The sequence below is a fragment of the Pseudomonas sp. 05N432 genome, from assembly GCF_056396945.1.
The window spans coordinates 275,685-290,595 of record NZ_JBFTMM010000002.1 but is presented as its reverse complement, the minus strand read 5'-3'; the positions used below and the strand labels follow the sequence as shown (position 1 = coordinate 290,595).

General features: G+C 60.3%; 15 protein-coding genes. 4 read left to right on the top strand and 11 right to left on the bottom strand.

The annotated features are described in order from the left end of the window. Positions 1-9 precede the first annotated feature (9 nt). Positions 10-591 carry a DJ-1/PfpI family protein gene (locus AC1DHT_RS03655; protein ID WP_427530234.1) on the bottom strand — a complete coding sequence of 194 codons (582 nt, stop codon included), beginning with the start codon at positions 589-591 and terminating at the stop codon, positions 10-12. A gap of 241 nt (positions 592-832) precedes the next feature. Between AC1DHT_RS03655 and AC1DHT_RS03650 the strand changes: the two genes are divergently transcribed. After that, positions 833-1,807, top strand: a complete 975-nt coding sequence (locus tag AC1DHT_RS03650; RefSeq protein WP_427536801.1) for a DMT family transporter — start codon at positions 833-835, stop codon at positions 1,805-1,807. Here AC1DHT_RS03650 and AC1DHT_RS03645 read toward each other — a convergent pair. From AC1DHT_RS03645 to AC1DHT_RS03630, 4 genes are all read right to left on the bottom strand, one after another. Then, the gene (locus AC1DHT_RS03645) at positions 1,798-3,012 is read right to left on the bottom strand and encodes a class I SAM-dependent methyltransferase (RefSeq protein WP_427536803.1); all 1,215 of its coding nucleotides are present in this window, start codon (positions 3,010-3,012) and stop codon (positions 1,798-1,800) included. The genes AC1DHT_RS03650 and AC1DHT_RS03645 overlap by 10 nt on opposite strands. 284 nt (positions 3,013-3,296) lie before the next feature. After that, positions 3,297-3,914, bottom strand: coding sequence for a TPM domain-containing protein (locus AC1DHT_RS03640; RefSeq protein ID WP_427536805.1), 618 nt, complete (start codon positions 3,912-3,914; stop codon positions 3,297-3,299). Between the two features lie 28 nt (positions 3,915-3,942). Next, positions 3,943-4,695: a TPM domain-containing protein gene (locus AC1DHT_RS03635; RefSeq protein ID WP_427536807.1), complete on the bottom strand. Its 753-nt coding sequence runs from the start codon at positions 4,693-4,695 to the stop codon at positions 3,943-3,945. Between the two features lie 87 nt (positions 4,696-4,782). Next, positions 4,783-5,391 carry a LemA family protein gene (locus tag AC1DHT_RS03630; RefSeq protein WP_145020183.1) on the bottom strand — a complete coding sequence of 203 codons (609 nt, stop codon included), beginning with the start codon at positions 5,389-5,391 and terminating at the stop codon, positions 4,783-4,785. A 240-nt stretch (positions 5,392-5,631) separates the two neighbouring features. Between AC1DHT_RS03630 and bglX the strand changes: the two genes are divergently transcribed. Beyond that, positions 5,632-7,923 carry a beta-glucosidase BglX gene (gene bglX / locus AC1DHT_RS03625; RefSeq protein ID WP_427536809.1) on the top strand — a complete coding sequence of 764 codons (2,292 nt, stop codon included), beginning with the start codon at positions 5,632-5,634 and terminating at the stop codon, positions 7,921-7,923. Positions 7,924-8,063: 140 nt separating this feature from the next. Here bglX and AC1DHT_RS03620 read toward each other — a convergent pair whose 3' ends face one another. The 5 genes from AC1DHT_RS03620 to AC1DHT_RS03600 all read right to left on the bottom strand — a co-directional run bounded on the left by AC1DHT_RS03620 (position 8,064) and on the right by AC1DHT_RS03600 (position 12,384). After that, positions 8,064-9,221 carry a phospholipase D-like domain-containing protein gene (locus AC1DHT_RS03620; protein ID WP_427530220.1) on the bottom strand — a complete coding sequence of 386 codons (1,158 nt, stop codon included), beginning with the start codon at positions 9,219-9,221 and terminating at the stop codon, positions 8,064-8,066. Position 9,222: 1 nt separating this feature from the next. Beyond that, a complete protein-coding gene (locus tag AC1DHT_RS03615; protein WP_145020191.1) occupies positions 9,223-9,813 on the bottom strand; it encodes a YceI family protein in 591 nt (196 codons plus the stop codon). Positions 9,814-9,896: 83 nt separating this feature from the next. Next, the gene (locus AC1DHT_RS03610) at positions 9,897-10,223 is read right to left on the bottom strand and encodes an amidase (protein ID WP_427536811.1); all 327 of its coding nucleotides are present in this window, start codon (positions 10,221-10,223) and stop codon (positions 9,897-9,899) included. Further along, positions 10,220-11,314: a serine hydrolase domain-containing protein gene (locus tag AC1DHT_RS03605; protein ID WP_427536916.1), complete on the bottom strand. Its 1,095-nt coding sequence runs from the start codon at positions 11,312-11,314 to the stop codon at positions 10,220-10,222. Before AC1DHT_RS03605 ends, AC1DHT_RS03610 begins: the two co-directional genes overlap by 4 nt. Positions 11,315-11,496: 182 nt before the next feature. After that, on the bottom strand, positions 11,497-12,384 hold the full coding sequence (locus tag AC1DHT_RS03600; protein WP_427536813.1) for an acyl-CoA dehydrogenase middle domain-containing protein: 888 nt from the start codon (positions 12,382-12,384) through the stop codon (positions 11,497-11,499). A gap of 141 nt (positions 12,385-12,525) precedes the next feature. Here AC1DHT_RS03600 and olsB point away from each other — a divergent pair, with 141 nt between their 5' ends. Beyond that, positions 12,526-13,281 (top strand): L-ornithine N(alpha)-acyltransferase, encoded by a 756-nt coding sequence (gene olsB, locus AC1DHT_RS03595; RefSeq protein ID WP_054596060.1) that lies wholly within the window; start codon positions 12,526-12,528, stop codon positions 13,279-13,281. Continuing rightward, entirely contained in the window at positions 13,281-14,072 is a 792-nt protein-coding gene (locus AC1DHT_RS03590) for a lysophospholipid acyltransferase family protein (protein WP_427536815.1), read from the top strand. Before olsB ends, AC1DHT_RS03590 begins: the two co-directional genes overlap by 1 nt. A 101-nt stretch (positions 14,073-14,173) precedes the next feature. Here the strand turns inward: AC1DHT_RS03590 and AC1DHT_RS03585 are convergent, their stop codons facing one another. Beyond that, positions 14,174-14,758, bottom strand: coding sequence for an acyl carrier protein phosphodiesterase (locus tag AC1DHT_RS03585; RefSeq protein WP_427536817.1), 585 nt, complete (start codon positions 14,756-14,758; stop codon positions 14,174-14,176). Positions 14,759-14,911 lie beyond the last annotated feature (153 nt).

Sequence of the window (14,911 nt, the reverse complement as noted above, 5' to 3'; positions counted from 1 at the left end):
GGCCTCCGCTTACAAAGTGATTTTGGTGCCCAGCAGACCGAGGAAACCGGCCAGCCAGCTCGGGTGCGCCGGCCAGGCTGGAGCCGTCGCCAGGTTGCCCTGAACGTGACCTTGAGTCACCGGGATATCGATGAACGTGCCGCCGGCCAAACGCACTTCTGGCGCACAGGCGGGATAAGCACTGCATTCGCGGCCTTCAAGAATCCCCGCTGCTGCAAGCAATTGCGCACCATGACAGACCGCCGCAATCGGTTTGCCGGCCTTGTCGAAAGCTTGCACCAGCTGCAGGACTTTTTCGTTCAGGCGCAGGTATTCCGGCGCCCGACCACCCGGTACCAGCAACGCGTCGTAGTCCGCCGCATTCACCTTGGCGAAGTCGAAGTTCAGTGCGAACAGGTGACCGGGTTTCTCGCTGTAGGTCTGGTCGCCTTCGAAGTCATGGATCGCCGTGCGCACGGTCTGCCCGGCGGTTTTGTCCGGGCACACCGCGTGCACCGTGTGACCGACCATCAGCAGTGCCTGAAACGGCACCATCACTTCGTAGTCTTCGACGTAATCGCCGACCAGCATCAGAATTTTTTTCGCGGCCATGGGGATGACTCCTCTGGTAAAAATTGGGCAGGAAGGAGTATTCAAGGTAGTCCGAATCCGGCGGGACGGGTAATAACCAGCTACTACGCCGTAGGTACCGCGTCATTGTTCATCGCAGGCAAGCCCGCGACGGCGTCTGCAAACTGTACGGATAAGTCTGCGTCTAGCTGTAACAGCGCAGCCTGCACAGTTTATGGCTAGATGAACACTCTCCCGCCACTTTCAAATTCTGGTTACCGTTATGTCCTCCCGCGAAAACACCGGCATGGCGCTGGGCCTGCTCGGCGTCGTCATCTTCAGCCTGACCCTGCCCTTCACCCGGATCGTGGTGCAAGAAGTCCACCCGCTGCTCAATGGCCTGGGTCGAGCGTTGTTCGCGGCGATTCCGGCGGCGATGTTGTTGCTCTGGCGGCGGGAAAAATGGCCGACCTGGAAGCAGGTCAAAGGCCTGACCCTGGTGATCGCTGGAGTGATTCTCGGTTTCCCGGTGCTCTCGGCCTGGGCCATGCAAACACTGCCGGCGTCCCATGGCGCACTGGTCAACGGTTTACAGCCATTGTGCGTGGCGCTGTATGCGGCATGGTTGTCCCATGAGCGGCCGTCGAAAGCCTTCTGGGCTTGCGCCGCATTGGGCAGCGCGTTGGTCCTGGGTTACGCGTTGATCAGCGGTGCCGGAAGTATCCAGGCCGGTGATCTGTTGATGCTCGGGGCGATTGCCATCGGTGGCCTGGGTTACGCCGAAGGTGGCCGGTTGGCCAAGGAGATGGGCGGCTGGCAAGTGATCTGCTGGGCGCTGGTGCTGTCGACACCGCTGTTGATCGGCCCGGTGACGTATCTGGTGCTACAGCACCAAGGCGAGATTTCGGCGAAAACCTGGTGGGCCTTCGGTTACGTGTCGCTGTTCTCGCAGTTCATCGGCTTCTTCGCCTGGTACGCCGGGCTGGCGATGGGTGGCATCGCCCGGGTCAGTCAGATCCAGCTGCTGCAGATCTTCTTCACCATCGCCTTCTCGGCGCTGTTCTTTGGCGAACACATCGAACCGATTACCTGGCTGTTTGCGGTCGGGGTGATCGTCACCGTGATGCTCGGGCGCAAGACGGCGGTCAAATCAAATGTGGGAGCGAGCCTGCTCGCGAAGGGGCCATCACATGCACCCTCGGTGTTGGCTGTCAGCCCGCCATCGCGAGCAGGCTCACTCCCACAGGATCAGAGATAACCGTCGGCTCGCAGCAGCGTTTCCAGACAATGCTCGCTGATGTGGTAGAACGCCTTGAGCTCCTGGATTTTCACCAACAGCTGGGCCGGGTCCACCGGCTCCGCACGTTTGACCGCCAGGATCATCTTGTTCTTGTTGGTGTGGTCCAGGGAGATGAACTCGAAGACCTTGGTTTCATACCCGCAGGCCTCGAGGAACAACGCCCGCAGGCTGTCGGTGACCATTTCGGCTTGCTGACCCAGGTGCAAACCGTATTGCAGCATCGGCTTGAGCAGCGCCGGGCTCTGGATTTGCAGGCGAATCTGCTTATGGCAGCACGGCGAGCACATGATTATCGCCGCCCCGGAGCGGATGCCGGTGTGGATCGCGTAGTCGGTGGCGATGTCACAGGCATGCAGGGCGATCATCACGTCCAGCTCGCTCGGCGCCACGCTGCGCACATCACCACATTTGAACACCAGCCCCGGATGCTCAAGGCGCGCCGCAGCGGTGTTGCACAGATTGACCATGTCTTCACGCAGCTCGACACCGGTGACCACGCCTTCGGCGTGCAAGGTGTTGCGCAGGTAATCGTGAATGGCGAAGGTCAGGTAGCCCTTGCCAGAACCGAAGTCCGCCACGCGAACCGGTTTATCCAGCGCCAGCGGTGAAGACGTCAGCGCATGGCTGAAGACTTCGATGAACTTGTTGATCTGCTTCCACTTGCGCGACATCGCCGGGATCAGCTCGTGCTTGCTGTTCGTTACACCGAGATCCGCGAGGAACGGTCGGGTCAGGTCGAGGAAGCGGTTCTTCTCACGGTTGTGCTCGGCGGACGGTACTTCGCGCAGTTGCTGGGGCTTGCTCTTGAACAGCGAACTCTTGCCCTTCTTGCTGTATTCGAGCTGGGCTTCATCGGTCAGCGCCAGCAGGTGGGCGTTCTTGAAGTCCTGCGGCAACAGCGCGGCAATCGTCGCGATGCCCTCTTCGATCGGGAAATTCTTGGTGATGTCACGCGTCTTGTAGCGATAGACGAAGGACAGGCACGGCTGATCCTTGACCGTCAGTTGCTTGATGATGATTCGCTGCAAGTCGACTTCAGCGCCGACGTACTTGGCCAGCACCAGTTTGATGAAGGCGTTCTGCGCCAGACTGGTGCTCAGCAGGTCGATAAATTGCGCGTGATGATCCGGCGTGAGGCTGGCGGGAGTTGCGGTAACAGACATGTAGAAAACGCCTCGGGCGGTGCGGATCGGGGAATGACCGGTATTTTAGGGGGGATGGCGCGTCGGGACACGCAGTTATTTGCCGAACGGTTTGAAATCGCCCCTCACCCTAGCCCTCTCCCCACGGGGCGAGGGGACTGACCGAGGTGTCTTTCGCAATGCTGCGACCTGAAATATCGAGTCGAACTCAGGTCTTGAAAGCAAAGGAGATCAGCTCCCTCTCCCCTCTGGGGAGAGGATTGGGGTGAGGGGGTGGATTTCAAATCCGACAAAAATCCCCAATCTCACCCCAGCACGACCAACCGATTCGGCAACTCATTGCGCACTTGCGTCACCGGCACATGCACCTTGAGCAACTCGCCACAGGCCTCGATGCAGGTGACAAAGCCTTGCAACGTCTGGCCCTGTTTCACCTGCCGGGTGAAGGCTGCAACGATCGGGTCCCAGTTTTTGTTATCCAGCCGCCGGGAAATCCCTTCGTCCACCAGAATCTCCACATAGCGCTCGGCTTCGCAGACGAAAATCAGCACGCCGGTGCCGCCGACAGTGTGGTGCAGGTTCTGCTCCAGAAACTGCCGATGCGCCAGGTTCGAGGCGCGCCAGTGGCGCACCGACCGCGGGATCAGGCGGGTGGTGATTGACGGAATCCGGAACACCAGGCACAGCACGATAAAACTCACCCACTGCACCAGCAGCAAGCTGTGCATGTTCAGCCAGCCGGTAACGTAGTGCACGATGCCCGGCACGATCAGCGCCAGCAGGCTGGCCCAGAGCAGCGGGATGTACGCGTAGTCGTCGGCCCGGGCCGCGAGCACGGTGACCAGTTCAGCGTCGGTGTCGCGCTCGACACGCGCGATGGCCTCGGCGACTTTGCGCTGTTCGTGTTCCGTCAGTAATGCCATGGTTTTGAATGCTCGCTCATTATTGTTATCACCAGCCGCCCGACGAACCGCCGCCCCCGAAACTGCCCCCGCCGCCGCTGAAGCCGCCGCCCCCTCCCAAGCCGCCGCCAAAGCCTCCGCCGCCAAACCCGCCGGAACCTCCGCGACCGCCGCCACGGGGCAGGATGCCGAGCATCTGCATGATAGAAATCGTCAGGATAAACAGCACCGCCAATAACACGAATACTGTCGGATGACGCCCGATAAAGTCACTCCCCTGATCACCGCCTGAATCATAAATCGTCGACGGTTCATCCAGTGGGCTGCCGCCCAGTACCACCAGCATCGCGGCAACGCCGTCACTGATGCCTTTGCTGAAATTGCCGGACTTGAACGCTGGAGTGATCACCTGATTGATGATCACCGAGCTTTGCGCATCGGTCAGCCGATCTTCCAGGCCATACCCGACTTCGATCCGCAGCTTGCGCTCGGCGCGAGCGACGATCAGCAAGGCGCCGTTGTTCTTGCCCTTCTGACCGATGCCCCAGTAACGCCCCAGCTGATAACCATAGTCATCGATGCTGGTGCCTTGCAGGTCCGGCAGCGTCACCACCACCAACTGCTCGCCGGTGGCCTGCTCGTGGGCCTGGAGTTGCTGGGTCAGTTGCTCACGCACCGCAGGCTCGATCATCTGGGCGTTATCCACCACCCGACCGGTCAACGCCGGAAACTTCAGCTCGGCCTGAGTGGTGATGGCAAAGATCCAAAGCATCACCACCAGGCTGATTTTCAAAACGCGCATTGGCACCTCATCCCTAATGGCTCTTTCCGCATGATTCATGGGGCGGTATCCCGACAGCACTGAAAGCCCGCCGGGAACCTGCGCAGATCAGAACTTCACTTGCGGCGCCTTGTCGGCACCCGGGCTGGTGGCCTCGAAGGTGTCGCGCAACGGCAGGTCGCTGTACAGCACGCTGTGCCACAAACGGCCAGGGAACGTCCGCAGTTCGGTGTTGTAGTTCTGCACCGCCAGGATGAAATCCCGGCGCGCCACGGCGATACGGTTTTCGGTGCCTTCAAGCTGCGATTGCAGCGCCAGGAAGTTCTGGTTGGCCTTCAGGTCCGGATAACGCTCGGACACCACCATCAAACGACTGAGGGCGCCGCTGAGCTGATCCTGGGCCTGCTGGAACTGTTTGAGTTTTTCCGGGTTGTCGAGGGTGCTGGCATCGACCTGGATAGAGGTCGCCTTGGCCCGCGCCTCGACCACCGCCGTCAGGGTCTCCTCTTCATGCTTGGCGTAACCCCTGACCGTTTCCACCAGGTTGGGGATCAGGTCGGCGCGACGCTGGTACTGGTTCTGCACTTGCGACCAGGCCGCCTTGGCCTGCTCGTCGAGGGTCGGTATGGTGTTGACGCCACAGCCGGCCAGAACCGTGCTGAGCAACATCAATACCGCGATTTGCCAGCCCGAACGATAGCGCTGTTGTACATTCATGCGAGTGATGCTCCCTTGCCCATTACCCTGGAAATATTCCTGTGCGCCTTCAACTCGAACTCTTGGGGCATAATCTGCCGCCGCCACTGGATTGCATCGGGCCAATCGGCTAAAAGATGCCCAGCGCTAAAAGAGTTTAGAAGTTTGCGGCATTTAGTCGAACAACAACAGACGCCCCCTAATTTTTGGCTGACCGGCGCGTAACTACTGCGTCCGTTTAGGCTTTTGAGAAAACTATTCATGAAGAAGCTGTGTTTGCTGGGCCTTGCCATCGGCCTGGCCAGTCACTCGGTATGGGCCGACACAAAGCCTGCACCGATTGAAAACAAGGATGCTTTCGTCAGCAACCTGATGAAGCAGATGACCCTGGAAGAAAAGATCGGCCAATTGCGCCTGATCAGCATCGGCCCGGAAATGCCCCGCGAGCTGATCCGCAAGGAAATCGCCGCCGGTAACATCGGCGGCACCTTCAACTCGATCACGCGCCCGGAAAACCGTCCGATGCAGGACGCGGCCATGCACAGCCGGTTGAAGATCCCGATGTTCTTCGCCTATGACGTGATCCACGGCCACCGGACCATTTTCCCTATCCCTCTGGCCCTGGCCTCGAGCTGGGACATGGACGCGATTGGTCGCAGCGGGCGCATTGCCGCCAAGGAAGCCGCGGCAGACAGCCTCGACATCACTTTCGCGCCAATGGTCGACATCTCCCGCGACCCACGTTGGGGCCGTACCTCCGAAGGTTTCGGCGAAGACACTTATCTGGTCTCGCGCATCGCCAAAGTGATGGTCAAGGCCTACCAGGGCGAGACCCCGAGCGCAGCCGACAGCATCATGGCCAGCGTCAAGCACTTCGCCCTGTACGGCGCAGTCGAAGGCGGTCGCGACTACAACACCGTCGACATGAGCCCGGTGAAGATGTATCAGGACTACCTGCCACCGTACCGTGCCGCGATTGACGCCGGCGCCGGTGGGGTGATGGTTGCGCTGAACTCGATCAACGGCATTCCGGCCACCGCCAACATGTGGCTGATGCAGGACCTGCTGCGCAAGGAGTGGGGCTTCAAGGGCCTGGCGGTCAGCGACCACGGGGCAATCTTCGAGCTGATCAAGCACGGCGTGGCCCGCGACGGTCGCGAAGCGGCGAAGCTGGCGATCAAGGCCGGCATCGACATGAGCATGAACGACACCCTGTACGGCAAGGAATTGCCAGGGCTGCTGAAGTCCGGCGAGATCCAGCAAAGCGACATCGACAACGCCGTGCGTGAAGTGCTGGGCGCCAAGTACGACATGGGCCTGTTCAAGGACCCGTACCTGCGTATCGGCAAGGCCGAGGATGATCCGGCCGACACCTACGCCGAAAACCGTCTGCACCGCGCCGAGGCCCGTGACGTTGCACGTCGCAGCGTGGTGTTGCTGAAGAACCAGAACGAAACCCTGCCGCTGAAGAAGACCGCGAAAATCGTTCTGGTCGGCCCGCTGGCCAAGGCACCGATCGACATGATGGGCAGCTGGGCTGCCGCCGGCAAACCGGAGCAGTCGGTCACCTTGCTCGATGGCATGACCCGTGCTCTCGGCGATCAGGCCAAGCTGACCTACGCCCGTGGCGCCAACATCACCTCGGACAAGAAAGTCGTCGACTACCTGAACTTCCTCAACTTCGATGCCCCGGAAGTGGTGGATGACCCGCGCTCGGCGCAGGTCATGATCGACGAAGCCGTGAAAGCCGCCCAGCAGTCCGATGTCATCGTGGCAGCGGTCGGCGAGTCGCGTGGTATGTCCCACGAGTCATCGAGCCGTACCGACCTGAATATCCCGGCCAATCAGCGCGACCTGATCAAGGCCCTGAAAGCCACCGGCAAACCGTTGGTGCTGGTGCTGATGAACGGCCGTCCGCTGACGATTCTCGAAGAGAAGGACCAGGCTGACGCGATTCTCGAAACCTGGTTTACCGGTACCGAAGGCGGCAACGCGATTGCTGACGTGCTGTTCGGTGACTACAACCCGTCCGGCAAGCTGCCGATCAGCTTCCCGCGTTCGGTAGGACAGATTCCGACCTACTACAACCACCTGAGCATCGGTCGCCCGTTCACCCCTGGCAAACCGGGCAACTACACCTCGCAGTATTTCGATGACACCACAGGTCCTCTGTTTCCATTCGGCTACGGTTTGAGCTACACCAGCTTCAGCCTGTCGAACATGGCCCTGTCGTCGACCACGCTGAACAAGTCCGGCAAGATCGACGCCAGTGTGACCGTTAAAAACACCGGCAAGCGCGACGGCGAAACCGTGGTGCAGTTGTACATTCAGGACGTGGTCGGTTCGATGATTCGCCCGCTCAAGGAACTGAAGAACTTCCAGAAAGTGATGCTCAAGGCCGGCGAACAGAAAGTCATCCACTTCACCATCGACGAGGACGACCTGAAGTTCTACAACGCCCAGCTCAAATATGCGGCAGAACCTGGCAAGTTCAACGTGCAGATCGGCCTCGATTCCGAGGACGTGACGCAGCAGAGCTTTGAGTTGCTGTAACCCTGAAGTTACCTGAAGTACCTGTGGGAGCGAGCCTGCTCGCGATGGCGATATAACAGTCAACAGAGATGTTGAATGTTATGACCTCATCGCGAGCAGGCTCGCTCCCACATTGATTTTTGGTGTTTGGAGGATTGTGTTCAGCCCCGCCGATCCAGCAGATTCACCACCATCCGATCCACCCATCCCCACACACGCTGCTTGATCCGTCGCCACAGCGGTCGGCGTTGCCATTCCTCAAGACTGACCCTATGACTCAGGGCAAAGTCCTTCTCGAAACTCGCCGCCACCGCCAGGCTCAACGTCGGATCGAGGGCCTCCAGGTTGGCCTCGAGGTTGAAGCGCAGATTCCAGTGATCGAAATTGCATGAGCCAATGCTCACCCAGTCATCGATCAGGACCATTTTCAGGTGCAGGAAACACGGCTGGTATTCGAAGATCTTCACCCCGGACTTGAGCAGGCGCGGGTAATAACGATGCCCGGCGTAGCGCACTGACGGATGATCGGTACGCGGCCCGGTCAACAGCAGGCGCACATCGATGCCCCGTGCAGCAGCCTTGCGCAGCGAGCGGCGGACTTTCCAGGTCGGCAGGAAGTAAGGCGTGGCCAGCCAGATTCGCTGCTGACCGCTGTTCAACGCACGAAACAGCGACTGCAGGATGTCCCGATGTTGCCGGGCATCGGCATACGCTACCCGACCCATTCCTTCACCCATCGGCGGCACCCGTGGCAGACGCGGCAAACCGAAATGGGAGGCAGGTTTCCAGGCGCGGCGATGGCGGTTGGCAATCCATTGGCGGTCGAACAGCAACTGCCAGTCGAGCACCAGCGGGCCGCCGATTTCCACCATGACTTCATGCCACTCACTGGTATCACGATCGGGGGTCCAGAACTCGTCGGTGACACCCGTGCCGCCGACCACCGCCAGCGATTGATCGACCAACAGCAACTTGCGGTGGTCACGGTAAAGGTTGCGCACCCAGCGCCGCCAGCTCAGGCGATTGTAGAAACGCAGCTCCACGCCGGCCTCGATCAGGCGTCGCCGCAGGCTCAGGGTGAATGCCAGGCTGCCGTAGTCATCGAACAGGCAACGCACGCGCACACCGCGCTCGGCAGCTTGCACCAGCGCCTGCACCATCGCCTCGGCACAGGCCCCCGCCTCCACCAGGTACAGCTCCAGTTCGACCTGTTCCTGCGCAGCGGCAATCGCCGCCAGCATCCGTGGAAAAAACTGTGGCCCGTCGATCAACAACTCATAACGATTGCCATCACGCCAGGGAAACACTGCACCGCTCATGTCAGCGCGCCGTAAAAATCAGCACCGCACCCACCGGCACCGACGAACTGATGGCCGACAGACCGGCGACTGTGCGCAGGTTTTCCAGCCCTGGCAGCAGATCGAAATCCTCCGCTTTAATGACCAGCGGTTCCAGGGTCACCACTTGAAAGCGCCGATCATCGAGGCGTGTCGCCAACAACTCGGCGTTGTACGCGTGCTCTTTGCCGTGAAGGCTGACCGTCAGTGGCAAACGCAATTCGAGTTGCGCACCGGGGGCCAGATCCTTGATCGGCCGCAGATCGATCTGCGTACTGATCAGCGCTTCAGGGAACGTCTTGATCTCGAACAGCTCTTTGCGCATGCGCTCATCGCGCAGCGGAATGCCGCTGTTGACCGACTCCAGTTCAACCTGCACTTGCGCCTGGCCGTTGGCGTCGACCTTGCCATGCAGCACCAGAAAGCGCTGAACTTCGGAGAGATTGGCGTTCTTGGTGGAGATAAACGACAGACGTGAAGACTCACCGTCCAGGTACCAGTCGGCGTGGGCTGGCGAGGTAACGAAAGCCAATGGCAGCAAGGCCAGGGCTGTGCAGCAAAACCGCTTGAACATAAACACTCATGGGCAAGTAAACCTGAGCCGAACCTTAGCCTGAGTGAACGCGCTTGCAAACCGCGCAAGGCAAAAGACCGCACTTATGGGTTCAACCGACACCCCTGGCGAATCCCCTGCCACGCAGCGATATGACTGCGCCCCATGCCGCTGACCGTCACGCGCTTGTTGGGAGCGTCATCGAGAAAACTGCTGACGGGCACGTACTGCGTCACATAGCCCTGGCAATAATCCGCCGGGTTGTTCTCGACATACCGGCACGAGCAATACTCCTTGGCGGTGTAGGCGCTGATGATGTCGGGAAATGCCCACAAAGCGACCCGTTCCTGCCAGATCCAGCCGAGCAGCACAGCGATCAACAACAGCAACACGCCGAGTCTTGGTCGACGGCGAAAAAATCTGAAATTCATGGCTGCACCTTCTGCGCAAATGCCGCCAGTGCCAGTCTAAGCAATTCGTTGTGCCGGTAACTGCCGTCGCGATCATCGCCATAGCGCACGATCACCAGGTTCTCGCTGGGCACCACGTACAGCGCCTGCCCCCAATGGCCGAGTGCGGCGAAGGTGTCATCAGGTGCGTCCTCCCAGGGTCTTTCGGCGCCATCGACCGCCCGATTGAGCCACCAATGCCCGCCGGGAACGGCTTCATCCTGATTGGCCTTGAAGTGCATGAACGGTTGGCGGTTGAACTCGACCCAGTCCTTTGGCAGCAACTGCCGGTTACCCCAGCGACCGTCGCGTTGCATCAACAGGCCGATCCGCGCCAGATCGCGCGCCGTCATATAGGCATAGGACGAGGCAACAAACGTCCCCGCGGCATCGCTCTCCCAAACTGCACTGCGAATCCCCAAGGGGCCGAACAACGCGGTCCATGGATAGTCGGCGTAGCGCTGCGCACCGACCATGGTCTTTAGCGTTGCGGACAATAGATTGCTGTCACCGCTGGAATAACGAAACGCCTGACCCGGCGGGCTGAACTCGTCATGGCCGGCAGCGAACGCGGCGATGTCCTGGCGTCCATGGGTGTAGAGCATCGCCACTATCGAAGAATTCAGCGGTGCATATTCATAGGTTTCCTGCCAATCCAGCCCCGAGGCCCAATGCAGCAGATCCGCGATGGATACCTTCGGATGGCTCTGCAAGGGTGGATAAAACTTCGCGGCCGGGTCCTGCAATTTGAACAAGCCTTCGCCATAGGCCACGCCCAGCACCGTGGCCATCAGGCTTTTACTGACGGACCAGGTCAGGTGCGGTGTGTCGACGGTCGTCGGGCCGGCGTAGCGTTCGTAGATCAGTTGCCCGTCACGAATCACCAGCAAGGCGTCGGTGCGAACGCCTGTGCGACTGCCGTCGTCGCGCGGTGCAAAGGCGTAGTCCTCCAGAGCCTGAAGCGCCGGACCGCTGACTTTAGGGCCAGGCGACCATTGCTCGGTGGGCCAGTTTTCCGCCAGAACCGGAAGGCTGACCAACAACATGAACAGCAGCGACAGGCGTTTGAACACGGTAGGCACTCAGAGGGATTAACCCTCTGAGCGTAGTCGAGATAAATGACAGTTCGAAAGTTGCGCTTTAGGTGAGACCGTCATCGCGAGCAGGCTCGCTCCCACAGGGGCTTGCGTAGAACACAAAACTGCGACATGGCATCAATCCAATGTGGGAGCGAGCCTGCTCGCGAAGAGGCCCTTCAGTTCAGCGAAGAGCCCGCCAACGCCTTGGCCAACCGCTTGGCCCGGGCCCCCGCCGCCAGATCGAGCACCGCCTGATCGCGTTTCCACAACGCCGCCCATTGTGGAGGTCCGGCGGCAAAGGCTTCATTGAGCGCTGGCTTAAGCCCGTCAAACTGCGCAAACAACCCGCCCAGCAACACATGCCCGGCGCTACTGTTCGGTGGTTGGCGGCTGACTTCCGCACACCCGGCCAACAGTGCCAACAACTTCAATTGAAGGTCTTGCGGCCAGGCGCTGTCCTGACCGACACCGTACAGCCAGGCACTCATGGCGCTGAGTACATAGATGTCTTCCAGGGTGCGGAACGGTTTGACGTACGCATCCCAGCCATCTCCAGCGAGCAGTTCACACAGCGCGTTGTCGAGAAACAGCCGGCCATGGCTGATGTCCGGCATCAAGGCAATGGCCGGCAGCTTTTCAATCTGTACGCCGGGTTCGCCGGGATACACCACCGCCAGACTCAAACGCGGTGACTCGCCCAGCTCTTCGCTGCGTGCCGCGACCAACAGCCAGTCCGCCGCATCACCCGCGGTCACGAAATCCTTGCGCCCGCTCACACGCAAATCCTTGAGCCGGGTGTGCAGGTCCGCCGGGCGCAGGCTGCGCTGTTCGGTCGCACACAATGCCCCCAGGCTCAGCGGTGCGCTGGGCCACAACATGCGYAACGCCGCCTGGTACCCCACCAGAAAAGCCAACCCCGGCGTTGCCATCATCCGCCCGCCGCACACGGCCAATTCGAACGGCGTCACCGCGCCCAATACATGCAGCAACGTCGCATACCCCTCTGCCAGGTCGGGGTTTTCGGGCTGGCGCTGGTTACAGTTCAACAAGGCTTGCCAAGGCATAAACGGGTCCTCTGGGGGCTGTCACACAAGCATCACCAAAGCTTCATGGCGATGACACCGGGGCTACATAGCCTGACTTTGCACAACAAAGTCGATCGACTGCAACCCAAGACGGGTGAGCAGCCCGTACGGAGATTCGCAATGACTCAGATCGCCCGCATCAGCGACACCGGCAATGAACGCCGCCTGCAAGCCGAACGCCTGATCGGCGCCGAGGCGTTGCAGGAAGCCCAGGCCCTGCGCTTCAACGTTTTCAGTGGCGAGTTCAACGCCAAGCTCAAAGGCGCAGAGTTGGGGCTGGACATGGATGACTATGATGTTCACTGCGCCCACATTGGCGTGCGTGATTTGAATAGCGGACGCCTGGTAGCAACCACGCGTTTGCTCGACCATCAGGCTGCCAGCAGCCTGGGGCGTTTTTACAGCGAAGAAGAATTCAGCCTGCACGGCCTGGTGCACCTGCAAGGCCCGATCCTGGAGATCGGTCGCACCTGCGTCGACCCGGCCTACCGCAACGGCGGCACCATCGCCGTGCTCTGGGGCGAGTTGGCCGAAGTGCTGAATCAGGGCGGCTACAGCTACCTGATGGGCTGCGCGAGCATCCCGATGCAAGACGGCGGCATTCAGGCCCAGGCGATCATGCAACGCTTGCGTGAACGCTATCTGTGCACCGAGCACCTGCGCGCCGAACCGAAGAAACCGTTGCCGGCCCTCGACATCCCGTCCAACGTGATCGCCGAAATGCCGCCACTGCTCAAGGCCTACATGCGCCTGGGCGCGAAGATCTGCGGCGAGCCGTGCTGGGACGAAGATTTCCAGGTGGCCGACGTGTTCATCCTGCTCAAGCGTGACGAGCTGTGCCCGCGTTACGCCAAACACTTCAAGGCGGCAGTCTGATGAGCCGGCTGCGGGTGTACGCGCGGATCGCGCGAGTGCTGCTGGTGGTCGCGCTGGGCTTGAGCATGGCCAGCGTGTTCGGGCTGTTCGAGCGCATGGGTGTTGCCAACTCGATGGTCCGGCGCCAACGCTGGTCGCGTTTTTTCATGACCCGGCTGAGCAACGCCCTGCCCTTTCGCGTGACGGTCCACGGCGAATTGCCGCAAAAGCCGATGCTCTGGGTCAGCAACCATGTGTCCTGGACCGACATTCCGCTGCTGGGCATGCTCACGCCCTTGTCCTTCCTGTCCAAGGCCGAAGTGCGTACCTGGCCGGTCGCCGGCTGGCTCGCGGCCAAGGCTGGCAGCCTGTTCATTCGTCGAGGTTCGGGTGACAGCCAACTGATCCGCAAACAGATGAGCCGCCACCTGGAGCAAGCCCATCCGTTGCTGATGTTCCCGGAAGGCACCACCACCGATGGCCGTTCGTTGCGCACCTTTCATGGTCGCTTGCTGTCTGCGGCCATTGACGCGGACGTGGCACTGCAACCGGTGGCTGTTCGTTATCTGCGCGATGGCCAGATCGACCCACTCGCGCCATTCATTGGCGATGACGACTTGCTCTCGCACTTGATGCGCTTGTTCGCCAACGATCGGGGCGACGTCGAGATCCATCTGCTCAAACCGATTGCCTGCCACGGCCAGGAACGCGCGGCACTGGCCTTTGCGGCGCAGCAAGCGGTGCAGAAGGCGCTGTTTGGAGCATTGCCGGAAGCACAGCCAACTCCGTTACGTCCGGCCATAGCTGCTTGACGCTGTACCCCTATGGGAGCGAGCCTGCTCGCGATAGCGGTTTGCCAGTCACCGACAATGTTGACTGTCAGGCCCTCATCGCGAGCAGGCTCGCTCCCACATTAGATTTGTGCAGTCAGATGGTTATGCGCAAACCGTTGCAACTCTGGATAGAACAACCGGAAATCATCGCTCAACGGTTCATACAACCGCTGCAACTCTTCCATCGCTGCAGCCAGTTCTTCAGGCCGCGACAGGCGCCGTGAAATCCCCCGCAGCACCTGGTCCAGCACCGCAAACTCCCGATAAGAGCCAAGCCAGTCATTCGCTTCCATGTGCGGGGCAATCTGCGCGAGTCGCCCTGGCAACTGCGGTTCGGCAGCCAGCACCCGGTACACATCCGAGGTGAACTGTTCCAGCGGCAGGTCCGCGTAAAGCCTCCAGTCCCGCGCCAGGCAATGGTCGAAAAACACATCGAGCACGATCCCGGCATACCGCCGTCGCGTCAGCGTAAAGCGCGACAACGCCAGGTCGACCAACGGATGACGGTCGGTAAACACGTCGATGCTGCGATGCAACTGAATGGCCGCTTCGATCTCCGGATTGAACTGCCCTTGCAGCTGACCCTTGACGAAATCGCCATACAAACTGCCGAGCAATTGACCGGGACGCTGGCCACCGAGATGAAGATGTGCGAGATAGTTCATGCCGCGTAGCTTAGCACCGCGCCACTCATATCGTTATAACTCGATATACCGATTTAGGCTGACCTCAGATCAAAATCATATTGGTATATCGCGAAATACCGATTTAAAGTTCGCCTCATCGCGATATAACGTTTTACCCAACCCGAGCACTGC